Raw genomic sequence first — 14,681 nt, 5'->3', positions numbered from 1 at the left:
GCCGAGGGTGACGGAGTAGCGGCGGGACTTGGTGGCGAAGTGGCCGCGGAACCCGAGCTCGTGTGCCCACTTCCCCAGTAGCCCGTATGGCAGGTGAGCCAGGGGTCCTTGTCGGCCGGTGGCGACCCAGTGGTCCTCGACCCGCCTGCCCATGTGGTCGGCGGTGTGCTGGATGCGGCGCAGGTGCGCGTTGGTGTGGTCGGTGGTGTCGGTGGCGGCTTTGGTGGCGTACTTGGCCAGGTACCCGGCGACCTGCTCCGGCGACAACTCCGTGCCGGGGTCGTCGGTGCGGCGGGCGGTGGTGACCGGGCGTGCGTCGACCTGCGCCCCGAACGCCAGCACCCGGGGCACGTCACCGTGGTGGACGGGTGGGGCGGTGAACCGGACAGCGGCCACAGCCTCACGAACGAGGCGGGCGAGGATCGTGGCGGTGATCTGCCGGGGTGCGGGGGCGAACCCGTCGGGAATGCGGGGGCCGTCGAGGCGGATCAGGGTGTGGAAGTGGACCAGGCCGCGGCGTTGGTACTCGGCGACCTTGGCGTACTGCACCGTGACCACCTCGTGCAGCTTGGTGGCGGGGACGGCGAGGTGCCGGGCGAGGGTGCGGCGCAGGGTGATGGTGAACCGCCGCCACAGCTCCGGCGCCCACCACTGCCACACCACATGACTGGCGTAGTCGTAGCAGTCCCGGCAGAGTGGCTGCCCCAGCGCCAAGTCGCCGTCGGTGTGGACGGCCATGCGCGTGGTGGATCGGCCGTGGGCACAGCGGGCCGGCCCGGCGGCGTGGGGTCGGCAGCGCCGTCTGTTGTCCCTCGTGCCGTGCACCGGCCCCGTGGAGGGGGCGGTGAGGGTGGCGAACACCAACGGGTTGTCCGCCACGGTGTCGGGGACGGTCTTCCCGCCACGCACGCCGGCCCGGATCAGCTGGAACATGTCCGCGGCGTACAGGCGGGAGCAGGACGGGCACGCGGACTCGCGCCGGTTCCCGCACCGCACCAGGGTCGACCCCAGCGGCTCGTCCGCGGAGGAGTAGGAGGCCAGCACCTCACCAGTGGCCCGGTCGATGGTGGTGGACGAGCCGACCAGGTGGACCGGGTTGGAGCAGTATCCCACCCGGGAGGCGGCAACGGACCAGTCGTCGAGATCCTCCGACAGCATCCGCGCCAGGATCTGCTTGGACTGGTGCTGGTCGTACCCGGGCAGGTGCAGCTCGTGGTTGTCGTCGAACCGGGGGCGGGGCAGCCCAGCCCACAACGCGTTGCGCGTCTGCAGCGACATGAGCAGCCACCCCTCCCGTGGTGAGGGTGTGCCGTGCGGCCACTGTGCTGACCTCGCGCCGCACGGCACACCCAGTCCAAGGGCGGCCCCACTTGCGATGTTGGAGGAAGCCGGACGGTGCGAGGTCAGCAGCCACACCGGCACTGAAATGGAACGGTTGGCCGCCACCGCCGAACCCCGTACTAGGCAGGCTCGGTGGATGGGCCGGTAAGCGCCACAACCAACCACCAACAACCAGCACCAGTCGCAACAGCCGTGCCAACCGCGGTAACCGTAAAACGTTGTGACGCAATCCGTTTCGGATCCTTCGATCCGACCGCACCGTCAGGTGCGACACTCCTCACCGTCCACCCGAAAGGGGTCCCAGTCCACTGATCGTCGAGAGCTGCAGCAATCCTTGACCGGACCTTTACGCGTCGCGCGGATCCGCGCGATAACCGTCCACCTAGCCCAGCCGTCACCTCATGGTCCAGCATGGGATCCGTGCACCGTCCCAACAGCACCCGTGCCGTACAGCGACGCCGCGCCACGGTGGCAGTGCTGGTCCGCAGTGACGACCCGAAGCGCACGGCGGAGCGCCTCAAACCCGTCGTCGAGGCCCTGGCCGCAGCCGACATCCACGCAGAGGTCGTCGAGTTCGACGACGACCATCCCGACGATTGGCGTCGCAACCTCGAGAAAGCATCCGGGGTGCTCGTCTGGGCCGACCCGCTCACCGATCGGGGCCCCCGGTCCACCCTCGACGCGCAGCTCACCGAGATCGCGCTCGCGGGTACGTGGGTGTCGGCCCACCCCGGCGTCATCCGCAAGATCGGCACGAAGGATGTCCTCGTCACGACTCGCGGGCTGCCCTGGGGCACTGACTCCTTCGCCTACCCGACTCCTGATATCTTTCGGGAATTCTTCCCTGACCGGCTTGCGAAACACGGCACCCTCGTCGTGAAGGGTGACCGGGGGAACGGCGGCCGCACGGTCTGGAAGATAACCCTGCTGGAGCCCCACCGCGCGCCCCCCGCTGCGGCACCCACCGCGACGGTCATGGTCCAACACGCACGCCTGCGCGACGACACCCACACCGTCACCACCCTGGGCCAGTTCATGACCGACCGTTCCCAGATCTACACTGCGGGGGCCGGCAGTGGGCACTTGGTCGACCAACCGTACGAAGCGGGCATCGCCGAGGGGCTCATCCGCTGCTACGTCGTGCGGTCCACCGTGGTCGGCTTCGCGCTCCAGGGCGCGAGCGACTCCGACGCGAGTCCCGCCGGCCACGACTCGCGGAAGCCGGCTGTCCTCGGAGTTCCCGCTCCCAAGACCATGGTTCCGTCGGACCAGCCAGAATTCCGCGCCCTGCGTCACCGCCTCGAGGACGAGTGGATCCCAGCGATGCGAAGCCTGCTCGACATCGCTCCCGACCAGCTGCCGGTCCTGTGGGACATAGACCTCATCCAGGCCACCTCCAACGCCCCCGAACTCACCGGGTTCGTCCCCGGGTTCGTCCTGTGTGAGATCAATGCCAGCAGCGTCATCCCGTTCCCACCCGAAGCGCCGAGCGCCCTCGCCTCGGCCGTCGCGGAGATCCTGTCCAGCTGACGGCCGAACGGGGTGCAGCCGGCCTGCTGCCTAAGCGCCACCCTCCAGATGTTGTGTGCGCAGCCGTAGGGCGTTGCCGATTACGCTGACCGACGACAGCGCCATCGCGGCCGCGGCGATCATCGGCGACAGCAGCAGACCGAACGCGGGATACAGGACGCCGGCAGCCAGTGGGATTCCTGCGGCGTTGTATATGAACGCGAACACGAGGTTCTGACGGATGTTCGACATGGTCGCCTGCGAGAGCGCCCTGGAGCGGACGATGCCGGTCAGGTCGCCCTTGAGAAGAGTGACCCCGGCGCTCTCGATGGCGACGTCGGTGCCGGTGCTCATGGCGATTCCGACGTCTGCGGCGGTGAGGGCTGGGGCGTCGTTGACGCCGTCGCCGGCCATGGCGACCACGCGCCCCTCTGCTCGCAGGGCCTTGACGACGTCGCTCTTGTGGTCGGGCAGGACTTCCGCCTCGACGCGGGCGATGCCCAGGGTGCGGGCGACCGCACGGGCCGTGACCTCGTTGTCGCCGGTGAGCATGACGACCTGGATGCCGTCCTCGCGCAGTGACTGCAGCGCGGCGGGTGTGGTGTCCTTGACCGGGTCGGCGATGGCCAGCAGCCCCGCGAGGTGGTCGTCGACGGCAACGAAAACCACGCTGGCGCCCTCTGCGCGAAGGCGGTCGGCCTCGGCAGCCATGCTGGTCGGGTCGACGTCGTACCCGCTCAAGAAGCCGGCGCTGCCGACCAGGACACGGCGACCCGCGACGGTGGCGGTGACCCCCTTGCCAATAGGGGCGTCGAAGTCGTTGGCGTCGGGCAGGTCCAGCCCGGCGTCGGCGGCAGCCGCGATGACGGCGTGCCCCAGCGGGTGCTGGGAGGAGCGCTCGACCGCCGCGGCCAGGCGCAGGACGTCGGTCTCGTCATGGCCGTTGGTGGTGCCGATGTGCGTGACGGAGGGGCGGCCCTGGGTCAGGGTGCCGGTCTTGTCCACGACGAGGGTGTCGACCTTCTCCATCCGCTCGAGCGCCTCGGCGTTCTTGATGAGCACGCCCAGGGTCGCGCCGCGGCCGACGCCGACCATGATCGAGACGGGGGTGGCCAGTCCGAGGGCACAGGGGCAGGCGATGATGAGGACGCTGACAGCGACCACGAGAGCGTGCGCCAGGCGGGGGTCCGGGCCCATGGTGGCCCACACGGCGAACGCCACCAAGGCAGCTGCGATGACGGCGGGGACGAACACCGCGGACACCTTGTCCGCCAGCCGCTGGATGGGTGCACGGGACCGCTGCGCCTCGGCGACCATCTGCACGATGCGGGCCAGCATGGTGTCCCGGCCGACCTTGTCTGCGCGGATGATCAGGGAGCCGGTCTGGTTGACGGTGCCACCGATGACCGCATCTCCGATCTCCTTGGTGACCGGCATCGACTCCCCGGTGACCATCGACTCGTCGAGGGTGGAGCGGCCGTCCTGGACCGACCCGTCGACCGGCACTGACTCACCGGGCCGGATGCGCAGCAGGTCGCCGACCTGGACCGCGTCGAGGGTGACCTCGGTGTCCGCGCCGTCCTCGCCGACCCGGTGGGCGGTCTTGGGGGTGAGGTCGAGTAGGGCACGGATGGCCCCCGAGGTGCTCTCCCGCGCGCGCAGCTCGAGGACCTGTCCGAGCAGCACCAGGGCGGTGATGACCGACGCGGCTTCGAAGTAGACCGCGACAGCGCCGTCCATCCGGAACGCCTCCGGGAAGACGCCCGGAGCCACCGTGGCGATCACGCTGAACAACCAGGCCACCCCCGTGCCCATGGCGATGAGGGTGAACATGTTGAGCTTCATCGTCCGCACGGACGTCCAGCCCCGCTCGAAGAATGGCGCGCCCGCCCACAGCACCACGGGCGTGGCAAGCACCAGCTGCGCCCAGTTCGCGGCAGTGGCCGAGATGGCGTCGTGCAAGGTGGGGACCAGGTCCCGGCCCATCGACAGGACCAGCACGGGGATGCTGAGCGCGACCGCGACCTTGAACCGCCTGGTCATGTCGGCTAGCTCGGGGTTGGGGCCGGTCTCGGCGGTCACCGTGACCGGCTCGAGGGCCATGCCGCAGATGGGGCAGGTGCCAGGTCCCGGGCGACGAATCTCGGGGTGCATCGGGCAGGTCCACTCCGACGCGCTCGACGCGTCCGCCGGCGGCGCAGTCGGGGTGCCGGCGTGGGGCCCGTGGCCGTGGTGGTGGCCCGCGTTGGGGTCCGCGTGTGGTTGCGAGTGGTCGTCGCGGTGGGTGTAGGCGGCGGGGCCCTGGGCGAACGTGTCCCGGCACCCGGCCGAGCAGAAGTGGTATGTCTGCCCGTCAGCGTCGAGGTGGTGCTCGCCGGTGGAGGGGTCGACGTCCATACCGCAGACGGGGTCCTTGACCAGCGAAGTCGTCGATGAGCTCGAGTGGTCGCGGTGCTTGTCCATACCCACCACCATACCCCTATGGGGTATGCCGTCAAGAGGGCGTTCGGCATCGCCGAACCAGGGCGGCAGCAGCGTTCAGCGGTGGCGACGGCGGCCGGCTACGGGCAGCCGGATGACGAACGTCGCCCCTCGTCCTGGCCCTTCACTGGCCGCGGTGAGCGTTCCGCCGTGGGCGTCGACGATGGCGCGGCTGATGGTGAGCCCGATGCCGGTGCCACCGTGGTGCGACCGGGCGGGGTCGGCGCGGTAGAAGCGCTCGAACACGTGGGGCAGGTCGGTGGCGCTGATGCCGGATCCGGTGTCGGCGACTACGAGCTCGACCGTGTCCTTGGGGCCGGGGCGGGTCGTGACGGTGACGGTCCCGCCGGGGCCAGTGTGGTGCAGAGCGTTCTCGAGCAGGTTGGCCAGGACCTGCGCCATCCGGTCGGGATCGACGTCCACGCTGGCGGGGGTGTTCGTCTCGGTGCGCAGCGTGACACCGCGTTCGCTGTATGCCTCGGCGGCGGCGGCTGATGCGGCGCTCACGACGGTGCCCGTAGGCATAGGCACGGGATGGGTGGTCAGGCGGCCTTCCTCGGCGCGGCTGACGGCGCTGATGTCGTCGGCCAGGCGGTGAAGGCGCCGGGTGTTGTTGCGCAGGACGCTCAGGGTGGCCGGATCGGCGGTGCGGACGCCGTCCTCGATGGCTTCCAGGTGTGCCTCGATGCTGGCCAGAGGGGTGCGCATCTCATGGGCCAGGTCCGACAGCAGCCGGGTGCGGGTGTGCTCGACCTCCCCGAGGCGGTTGGCGAGCTCGTTGACGGTGTCGGCGAGGTGGTCGAACTCCTGCCCTAGGCCGACGGTGGGCACGCGGGTGTCGTAATGGCCGTGGGTGATCCGGGTGGCGGAGTCGGCCACCGCGTCGGTGGACCGCTGCAGGCGGCGGCTGAACCAAGCCGTGACAAGAAGTGCGATGGCGACGGCGGCGATCAGGCCGGTGCCCAGGGCCACGAGCAGGGAGTCCCGGAACCCGCGTTCGATGTGCTCCATCTCGCCGGCGGTGTGCCCGCCGCCGGCCTCGAGCAGGTGCTGGTGGAAGATTCCCGGCCCGATGGCGGAGGCGACCAGCCACGCGGTGCCCGCGCCGGCGATCAGCAGCAGCGCTTGCGCCAGCAGCAGCCGCGTCGATAGTCCCGCGGCGCCGATCGGGGCGGGGCGCGGCCCGGAGGTGTCGCCTTCCACGGCCCGGCTCATGCCCCGGTACCCATCCGGTACCCCACCCCGCGCACCGTGCGGATGTATCGGGAGGCGGCGGCGTCGTCGCCGAGCTTGCGTCGCAAGTGCAGCACGTGGACGTCTACGAGGTGCTCGTCCCCGACCCAACCGGCGCCCCACACGTCCTCGATGAGCTGGCTTCGGGAGAACGCCATCTGCGGACGCGCGGACAGGGCGGCGAGCAGGTCGAACTCGGTGCGGGTCAATGGCACGGGCTCACCGTCCAGCCACACGTCGCGGCCCAGCGGGTCGATCGCCAGCGACCCGAACGAGCGCAGCTGCGGCCCGGGCCCGCCGCGGGCACCCATGGGGCGCGGGCGGCGCAGCATCGCCCGCAGTCGGGCGACCAGCTCACGCGGGCTGAACGGCTTGGTCATGTAGTCATCGGCCCCCACCGACAGCCCGACCAGGGTGTCGACCTCGTCGCTGCGGGCGGTGAGCATCACAACGTACGCGTCGGAGAAAGTCCGCAGCTGCCGGCACACCTCAAGCCCATCCTGGCCGGGCAGCCCGAGGTCCAGGACGACCACGTCCGGGTCGAGTCGCCGTGCCGCCTCAACCGCCCGGAGACCGTCGTGCGCGACCAGCACCTCGTAGCCGTCGTTGGACAGGTACGTGGCAACGAGGTCGGCCATCGGCTCGTCGTCCTCGACCACCAGGGCCCGCAGGCCGACGGGGGGCGTCGCTCCGGCTGGTGCGGGACTGGTCACGTCGCCATCGTCGCAGCCCGACCCACTTGGCATGCGGCCTGTCGGACCCCGGTCGTGGTTCTTCAGCGAACCTTCATCGTTCGGCGACCGGGAAGGCGGCACGACCCGCCCACAGTGGAACCACCGATGGAAGGAACGGTGGTCACAATGATGGGTTGGTACGAAGGAACAGGGTGGGCCGGCTGGCTGGGGATGATGCTGGTCATGGTCGCGTTCTGGGCGTTGGTGGTCGCCGGCATCGTGGCGGTGCTTCGCTGGACCGCAGCTCCGCAGGACCGCCGCACCGAGCACGCCGCTGCGGCACAGTCCGAGCGGGCGCGCGAGGTTCTGGACGAGCGATTCGCCCGCGGAGACATCGACGAGGCCGAGTACACCTCCCGACGGGCTGCGCTGCGAGCCCGGGCNGCCGCGCCGTTCTGTCCGGAGCGGCGGGACTCGCCGGCGCGGCCGCCCTCGCAGCGTGTGGTGGACCGTCCTCCACGCTCATCTCGCCGTCGGCGGCTGCCGTGCAGGCGACCGAGCAGGGTCGACGGCACAGCGGACGCGCCGTCGCCGCTCGCCTGACCGCGGCACCGGGCCGGGTCGACCTCGGCGGCACCGTTGTGGACACGTGGTCCTACGGCACGGTCCCCGGGCCGAGCCTGCGCGCCCAGGTGGGGGACCGGGTCGTGGTCGACCTCACCAACCACCTGCCCGCCCCGACCACGATCCACTGGCACGGCATCGCGCTGCGCAACGACATGGATGGCGTCCCGGGCATGACGCAGGCCCCCGTCACGCCCGGTGCCTCCTTCCGGTACGACTTCACCGTCCCAGACCCGGGCACCTACTTCTTCCACCCGCACGTCGGCGTGCAGCTCGACCGCGGCCTGTACGGCACCCTGGTCGTCGAGGACCCCTCGGAGCCCGGCGGCTACGACCACGACTGGGTCGTCGTCCTCGACGACTGGGTGGACGGCACCGGACGCACCCCCGACCAGGTCCTCGCCTCGCTGCTCGCCGGGACCACCGCCTCAGGCATGGGCGGCATGGGGATGGGTGGCATGAACATGAGCGGTGGCGGGATGGGTGAGTCCATGGGCTCGCCCCTGCTCGGCGGTGCCGGGGACGTTGTGTACCCGCACTACCTGGTCAACGGCCGCACCCCCACCGACCCGGTCACCTTCAACGGCCGGCCCGGACAGCGCGCCCGCGTGCGACTGGTCAATGCAGCCTCCGACACGGCATTCCGCGTTGCTGTCGGCGGCCACCGTCTCACGCTGACCCACGCCGACGGCTTCGCCACACGCCCCGTCACCGGTGACGCGGTCCTGGTCGGGCAGGGTGAGCGCGTCGACCTGCTTCTCACCCTTGGCGACGGAACCTTCCCGTTCGTCGCGTCTGCGGAGGGCAAGTCCGGGAACGCGCTGGCGGTCATCCGCACCGCGGCCGGAGCCGTGCCCGCAGCCGGCAGCCTGCCCGTCGAGCTCGACGGAAAGGTCCTCACCGTCGCCGACCTCGCCCCCGCCGAGTCCGCCCACCTGCCTCCGCGGCGAGTGGACCGCACCCACGACCTGCTCCTGGGCGGGTCGATGAACGGGTACCGGTGGACCATCAACGGGAGGACCTTCGACCAGCAGCAACCACTCGAGGTCCGGCAGGGTGAGCGGGTGAGGCTGCGGATGCGCAACGCGACCATGATGTTCCACCCCATGCACGTCCACGGGCACACGTTCGCGGTTCTCGACGCCCACGGCCGCCCCGGTGTCCGCAAGGACACCGTCGTCGTGCGCCCGATGCAGGCCGTCGTCCTCGACCTCGACGCGACCAACCCCGGCCAGTGGATGACCCACTGCCACAACGCCTACCACGGCGAAGCCGGGATGATGACGACCTTGTCGTACCGCAACTGAGCCACTGAGCCAGAGCGCCACCCAGCGCGGCCCGACAGCACCTACTGGGCAGGTTTCATCGAACCTTCATGGGATCCCGACCGGAATCGCGAGGTGTCGGCGAGACGGTGGATTTCGCAGGCGCCGAGTCATGTCCCCTGCGCCGTCGACCGGCCCATGGACTCGGCGTCTGCCCCGCAAACCTGACCCCAAAGGAGCCCTCACCGTGCGCCGCACCTCCCGCATTCTGATCGTGACCGCCTCGCTCGCCGCAGCCCTGACCGTGGGCGCCTGTAGCGCGGATGGCGGCCACGGGGGCATGAGCGCCATGACTGGGATGGGAAGCACCCCCACCGGCTCGAGGTCATCGGGCGCGGCATCGGACGTCATGTTCGCGCAGATGATGGTGCCTCACCATCAGCAGGCGATCGAGATGGCAGACGTCGCCGAGTCCAAGGCCCAGTCGCCGCAGCTGAAGAAGCTCGCGGCCAACATCAAGGCTGCCCAGGGGCCCGAGATCTCCACCATGAACGCCTGGCTCAAGCAGTGGGGCGCGCCTGCCACCGCCGGTGGGATGGACCACGGCACCGATGGGATGATGACCGACGCCGACATGTCGAAGCTCCGCCGGGCATCAGGTGCCGAGTTCGACCGCATGTGGCTGACCATGATGATCGCCCACCATCAAGGCGCCGTCACGATGGCCAAGAACGCCTTGGCCAGCACCGCCAACATGCAGGTCAAGGCGCTCGCCCAGAGCATTGTGGACGGCCAGGACAGCGAGATCGCCATCATGAAGGGCATGCTGGCCGGCGGATGATCAGACGACTGGGCCACATGTTGCGGTAGTGTTTGCGCATGCATGCAAGTACGCAACCGCCGGTCTGGTCGGATGACGTGGTGACGCTGGCCGTCGAGGTCCTGCGGGTGCTGGCAGACCCGACCCGTCTCCAGCTTGCCGGCCTCCTGCTGGACGACGAGCTGTCCGTCTCCGAGCTTGCCGCGACCCTGGACAGGCCGGTCCCCGGTGTCTCGCAGCACTTGGCGAAGATGCGGATGGCTCGGCTGGTCACGACGCGCAAGCAAGGGACGTCGGTGCTCTACCGGGTGGAGAACGGGCACGTGCGTCAGCTAGTGATCGATGCCATAGGGCACGTGGAGCACCTGCTCGATGCTGTCCCCGCGCACCACCGAGCTAGTGAGGGAACGGCGTGACCCACACCATGCGCGATCACTCCCACCTCGACGGCCGTGGGCATCACCACGAAGATGACCCTGGCCACCACGACGGGCACGACCACGGGCACGGACATGACCACGGCTCGAGTTGGTGGGACCGGCTCCGGCATGGCGTCTCCGAGCTCGTTGGCGGCCACTCGCACGATGCCGCCGACCAGGTCGACGAGGCCCTCGAGGCGAACGCCCGGGGTCGTCGAGCGCTCTGGGTCAGCCTGGCGGCCCTGATGGTGACGGCGCTGCTGCAAGGAGTCGTGGTGGCGTTCACCGGGTCGGTGGCGTTGCTCGGGGACACGCTCCACAACATCGCGGATGCTGTGACGGCGGTGCCGTTGCTGATCGCGTTCTGGCTGGCTCGCCGTCCGGCGAACGACCGGTACACCTATGGGTATGGGCGAGCCGAGGACCTCGCCGGGTTGTTCGTCGTTGCGATGATCGCGCTCTCCAGCCTGCTCGCCGGATGGGAGGCCCTCCAGAGACTCCTCGACCCTCGTGCTGTGTCCCACCTGTGGGCTGTCGCGGCGGCGGGGGTCATCGGGTTCGCCGGCAACGAGCTCGTCGCCCGGTACCGCATCCGGATCGGTCGTCAGATCGGGTCGGCGGCGCTCGTCGCTGACGGGCTCCATGCCCGGACCGACGGTTTCACCTCCCTCGCCGTGGTGGTGGGAGCGATAGGCGTCGCGGTCGGCCTTCCGTGGGCAGACCCCGTTGTCGGGCTTCTCATCGCAGTCGCCATCCTCGGGGTTCTGCGTTCCGCGGTCCGCCAGGTGGGCGCACGGTTGATGGATGCCGTCGAGCCCGAGCTGGTCAGGACCGGACGCGAAGCCGTGGCGACCGTAGAGGGGGTCCTCGAGGTCCGGCATCTGCGGCTTCGCTGGATCGGGCACACGCTGCACGCTGACGCGGACATCACGGTGCCAGCGGACGTGCCCGTGGTCGAGGCGCATGACATCGCCCACCACGCCGAGGAGCACCTGCTCGAGGCGCTTCCGCGACTGGTCGGTGCCGTCATCCACGTCAGCCCCTCCGGCGCTCACCTATAGCGTCGCGATGGCGAGGACTGGGGGACCCGGCTGCTTGAGCCCCGGGTCGGACGTCAGATACCCGAAGGGCGAAGCCTTACCCGCTTCGACGTTGGGGATCCCGTTGGCTCCAGGGCATCGACGGGAGACACACGTGCGTTGCGTATGGACCGTGGAAACGCTGCCGTGGTTGCATTCCACGGTGGAGCCGAAAGTGGCACTTCGCCCGGGTGAAAGGGCGTTACGCCTGCCCGTTCATCCCGCGCTGACACATCAGAGCCGGGCTCGATGATCGGGGTGCCGTCGCCGGCTCCCAGACCCGAGGCTCGGGCGGGCCACGGCGGTGACGTCATCCCCTTCCGAGAGGCGCTGCGCACCTGGTTCGCCATCTCGCTGCAGACCTTTGGAGGGCCGGCAGGGCAGATCGCCGTCATGCAGCGCACGTTGGTGGACGAGAAGCGCTGGATCGGGCAGAGGCGCTTTCTCCACGCGTTGTCCTACTGCACCCTGCTACCCGGCCCAGAGGCCCAACAGCTCGCCATCTATGTCGGGTGGCTGCTCAACGGTGTACGTGGCGGCCTGGCGGCCGGGACCCTGTTCGTCTTGCCGGGTGTTGCCGCGCTGCTCGTCCTCTCCGCGCTGTACGTCGCCGCCGGCGACACCTTGCTAGTCACTGCCCTGTTCGCCGGACTGGCGCCAGCAGTGCTCGCCATCGTTGCCCAAGCCGTCGTCCGTGTGGGCGGCCGGGCCCTCGGTCACCCAGCTCTGGTCGCCGTCGCCGTGGGCGCCTTCCTTGCCCTCGCAGTGTTCGCGATCCCGTTCCCACTGGTCGTTGCCATTGCTGCTGCCGTCGGGTGGGCGCTGGGTCGGTGGGCCCCACGCACCATGCACGTCCACACTGGCGCCGGGAAGGACCCCGACGGCCCTGCACCGCTCATCCCCGACGACGCACTCCACGCCCAGCGCCCGAGCCGGGGACACGCCCTAAAGGTCCTGGGCATCGGCGCCGCCGCGTGGGGCGTGCCGGTCGGGGCGGTCGCAGTCATCACAGGTTCTGGCAGCGTCTTCACGAACCAGGCCTTGTTCTTCACCGGCTCCGCGCTGGTCACGTTCGGCGGGGCCTACGCCGTCCTCGCCTATGTCGCGCAGAAGGCTGTCGAGGTCTACGGCTGGCTGGCACCCGGGGAGATGGTTCGCGGGCTGGCCCTCGCGGAGACCACGCCCGGCCCACTGATCATGGTGGTCCAGTTCGTGGCGTTCGTCGGTGCCTATCGGCAGCCAGGCCCACTGAACCCTTGGGCAGCGGCAGTGCTGGGGGCGCTGCTGACGACATGGGTCACCTTTGTGCCCTGCTTCGTCTTCGTGTTCGTCGGCGCACCCTGGGTCGAACGCCTCCGCGGCAACCATGCGGTGTCATCTGCCCTTGCTGGCATCACCGCGGCCGTCGTTGGTGTCATCGCCAACCTCGCTCTGTTCTTCGCCCTCCACACCCTCTTCGCGTCCACGACGCGGATCACTTGGGGGCCGGCACGCATAGAGGTACCCGAAATCAACGCCCTACGACCCGTCGCCATCGGCATCGCCCTGGCCGCGGCCCTGATGCTGTTCCGGCTCAAGTGGCCGGTCCTGCGCACCCTGGGTGTCTGCGCCCTTCTGGGACTCGCCGCCGGAGTCGTCGTCAGGGCAACCACCTGAGTGGCTAGTGCACCGTCCTCCCCCCGCGCGCGCAGTCGCACAAGTGTGAACCGGCCGCCGCCGAGGCCGTGAGACGTGTGCGGCTTCTCCCGCGCGGCGCCGGGCCAGCGCTCGCGCATCGCCTCATCGGTCACTGAGCCGGTCGTTGGCTCGGCCAAGTCCTCATAGGCGTATGCGCAGTGGGATTCACCACCGTGATGGTGGCACGCGTTGAACGCAACCCTCCGCCTAGCAGTGGCATGCGTCGGTCCAGCATGAGGACCACCGCGTTGAGCCGTCGCGTTCTATGAAGGGACCGTTGAATCGACGAGCGCACCCCGTATAGAACCTCTTCGTCCCCCGCCCAAGACGAAGGAAGCTGCAAAAACACCATCGAGGGACCTTTGGCCGGTAGTTGGCGCCTCGCCTTCTTCAGACTGTCTGCCACGGAGTTGGCGGCGTTTCGCGAGGGCGTCTCATCAGCCTTTGCCTTCACTTCGACAGCGACGCGATGGCCGTCGAGCACGAAGCTTGCGTCATGACTCTTGGCTGTCGATTCATTCGAGGGGTGGAAGACCACGTCACTTCCCGTCTTCACAAGCTGGGCGAGGGCTCGCACCTCGGCCGCGGCGTCACGCAGTTGTCGCGACCACAGTTCCGTGAGCAAGTCGGAGAAGTTATCAATCCGCTGCACCGCGAGAAGGTCCTGGGCAAGGTAGTACGCCCTGGCTGTTCGCTCAGTGGCCATGTAGGCCGTGTCGGCTCCTGCCGCACCGTCAAGCAACAAATATCCATCCCGACCCTTGTCGTCGATCTCGCGGATGAGCCAGTCGCTTCCAAGGAAGTAGTGCAAGACCTCGAGGGACCACTCGAACCTGGCTTGCTGAGTTGCCGTCTGAGGGGACGGAGCTCTGGCGGCAGTCCCCTTCGCGGTACTCAAATCCACGAACCAGCGCTGTATCGGGTCCCCTCCCTGCATGCCGCTCATCTCACCACTAGGCGCGGACAGTAGGGGCGAGCTGGGGGGCTTGGTGAGGACTTTCTTCACTGGTTCAAGCGCGGCTTCGCCGCGACGCCGGGGCCTCCGGCCCCGGCCGTGCCGGGCATGCGGCCTGGCGGCCGTTCCGGGCGCGGCCGGTTCCCTCGGCCCCTCGGCACGAAGCGGCGCCCCGGACCGGTACCGGGACGCTGCTCTCAGCTCAGGCGCGGATCACCTTCTACTGCGCTGATGACGGCAGGGGCCAGCGCGTGCTGGGCTGCCGCAAGCCCCAGCCCTCACCACCTGCGAGGCGTCTGTGCTCAGGCCCGTCCAGCCGGCTCCCATACCGGCATCGCAGCCGGACACCTCCCAGCCGACTTGGGCTCGAGGTCACTGCGCAGACCCGCGTGGTGGCCCAAGCCCCCGACCCATCACTTTGCCCCACGCTTTGAGCCCGAGACGGACCGAGACGTCTGTGCCCTGCCGCGACAACTTGGCTGAGATTCGTGCTGAGAACGATTACGGACAGCAACACCCGAAGTCGCCAGAACTCCCGGGCAGAGTTGAGTCCAGCAGAGTGGTGTACGACGTGGTGACGGCCCGGGCGTAGACGCAGGTGCGG

General features: G+C 69.4%; 11 protein-coding genes. 6 read left to right on the top strand and 5 right to left on the bottom strand.

Annotated features, from left to right (window positions below):
- A partial coding sequence (locus ASG70_RS16060; protein ID WP_162253928.1) for a replication initiator occupies positions 1-1,278 on the bottom strand: 1,278 nt, incomplete at its 3' end.
- Between the two features lie 483 nt (positions 1,279-1,761).
- Here ASG70_RS16060 and ASG70_RS16055 point away from each other — a divergent pair.
- A complete protein-coding gene (locus ASG70_RS16055; RefSeq protein WP_162253927.1) occupies positions 1,762-2,871 on the top strand; it encodes a Cj0069 family protein in 1,110 nt (369 codons plus the stop codon).
- Between the two features lie 30 nt (positions 2,872-2,901).
- Here the strand turns inward: ASG70_RS16055 and ASG70_RS16050 are convergent, their stop codons facing one another.
- The 3 genes from ASG70_RS16050 to ASG70_RS16040 form a co-directional block, all read right to left on the bottom strand.
- A complete protein-coding gene (locus tag ASG70_RS16050; RefSeq protein WP_082590931.1) occupies positions 2,902-5,313 on the bottom strand; it encodes a heavy metal translocating P-type ATPase in 2,412 nt (803 codons plus the stop codon).
- Between the two features lie 75 nt (positions 5,314-5,388).
- The gene (locus tag ASG70_RS16045; RefSeq protein WP_056884871.1) at positions 5,389-6,546 is read right to left on the bottom strand and encodes a HAMP domain-containing sensor histidine kinase; all 1,158 of its coding nucleotides are present in this window, start codon (positions 6,544-6,546) and stop codon (positions 5,389-5,391) included.
- Positions 6,543-7,310, bottom strand: a complete 768-nt coding sequence (locus ASG70_RS16040) for a response regulator transcription factor (protein ID WP_082590930.1) — start codon at positions 7,308-7,310, stop codon at positions 6,543-6,545. The genes ASG70_RS16045 and ASG70_RS16040 overlap by 4 nt, the downstream gene beginning before the upstream one ends.
- 372 nt (positions 7,311-7,682) lie before the next feature.
- On the opposite strand from ASG70_RS16040, the gene ASG70_RS16030 reads away from it, so the two are divergent.
- From ASG70_RS16030 to chrA, 5 genes are all read left to right on the top strand, one after another.
- Positions 7,683-9,169 (top strand): multicopper oxidase family protein (locus ASG70_RS16030; RefSeq protein ID WP_369818938.1); only part of this gene is annotated, 1,487 nt, incomplete at its 5' end.
- A 205-nt stretch (positions 9,170-9,374) separates the two neighbouring features.
- The gene (locus tag ASG70_RS16025; RefSeq protein ID WP_056884869.1) at positions 9,375-9,968 is read left to right on the top strand and encodes a DUF305 domain-containing protein; all 594 of its coding nucleotides are present in this window, start codon (positions 9,375-9,377) and stop codon (positions 9,966-9,968) included.
- Between the two features lie 80 nt (positions 9,969-10,048).
- On the top strand, positions 10,049-10,363 hold the full coding sequence (locus ASG70_RS16020; protein WP_304437984.1) for a metalloregulator ArsR/SmtB family transcription factor: 315 nt from the start codon (positions 10,049-10,051) through the stop codon (positions 10,361-10,363).
- A gap of 8 nt (positions 10,364-10,371) precedes the next feature.
- Positions 10,372-11,427, top strand: a complete 1,056-nt coding sequence (locus ASG70_RS16015; RefSeq protein WP_056884900.1) for a cation diffusion facilitator family transporter — start codon at positions 10,372-10,374, stop codon at positions 11,425-11,427.
- Between the two features lie 267 nt (positions 11,428-11,694).
- On the top strand, positions 11,695-13,101 hold the full coding sequence (gene chrA, locus ASG70_RS16010; RefSeq protein WP_056884867.1) for a chromate efflux transporter: 1,407 nt from the start codon (positions 11,695-11,697) through the stop codon (positions 13,099-13,101).
- Between the two features lie 130 nt (positions 13,102-13,231).
- Here chrA and ASG70_RS16005 read toward each other — a convergent pair whose 3' ends face one another.
- Positions 13,232-14,068 carry a hypothetical protein gene (locus tag ASG70_RS16005; protein WP_056884866.1) on the bottom strand — a complete coding sequence of 279 codons (837 nt, stop codon included), beginning with the start codon at positions 14,066-14,068 and terminating at the stop codon, positions 13,232-13,234.
- Between the last annotated feature and the right edge of the window lie 613 nt (positions 14,069-14,681).

Origin of the sequence: Phycicoccus sp. Soil748 (assembly GCF_001428025.1) — a bacterium.
Lineage (GTDB): Bacteria > Actinomycetota > Actinomycetes > Actinomycetales > Dermatophilaceae > Pedococcus.
Note: the sequence above shows the minus strand (reverse complement) of the source record. Positions and strands in the feature narration are given on the sequence as shown.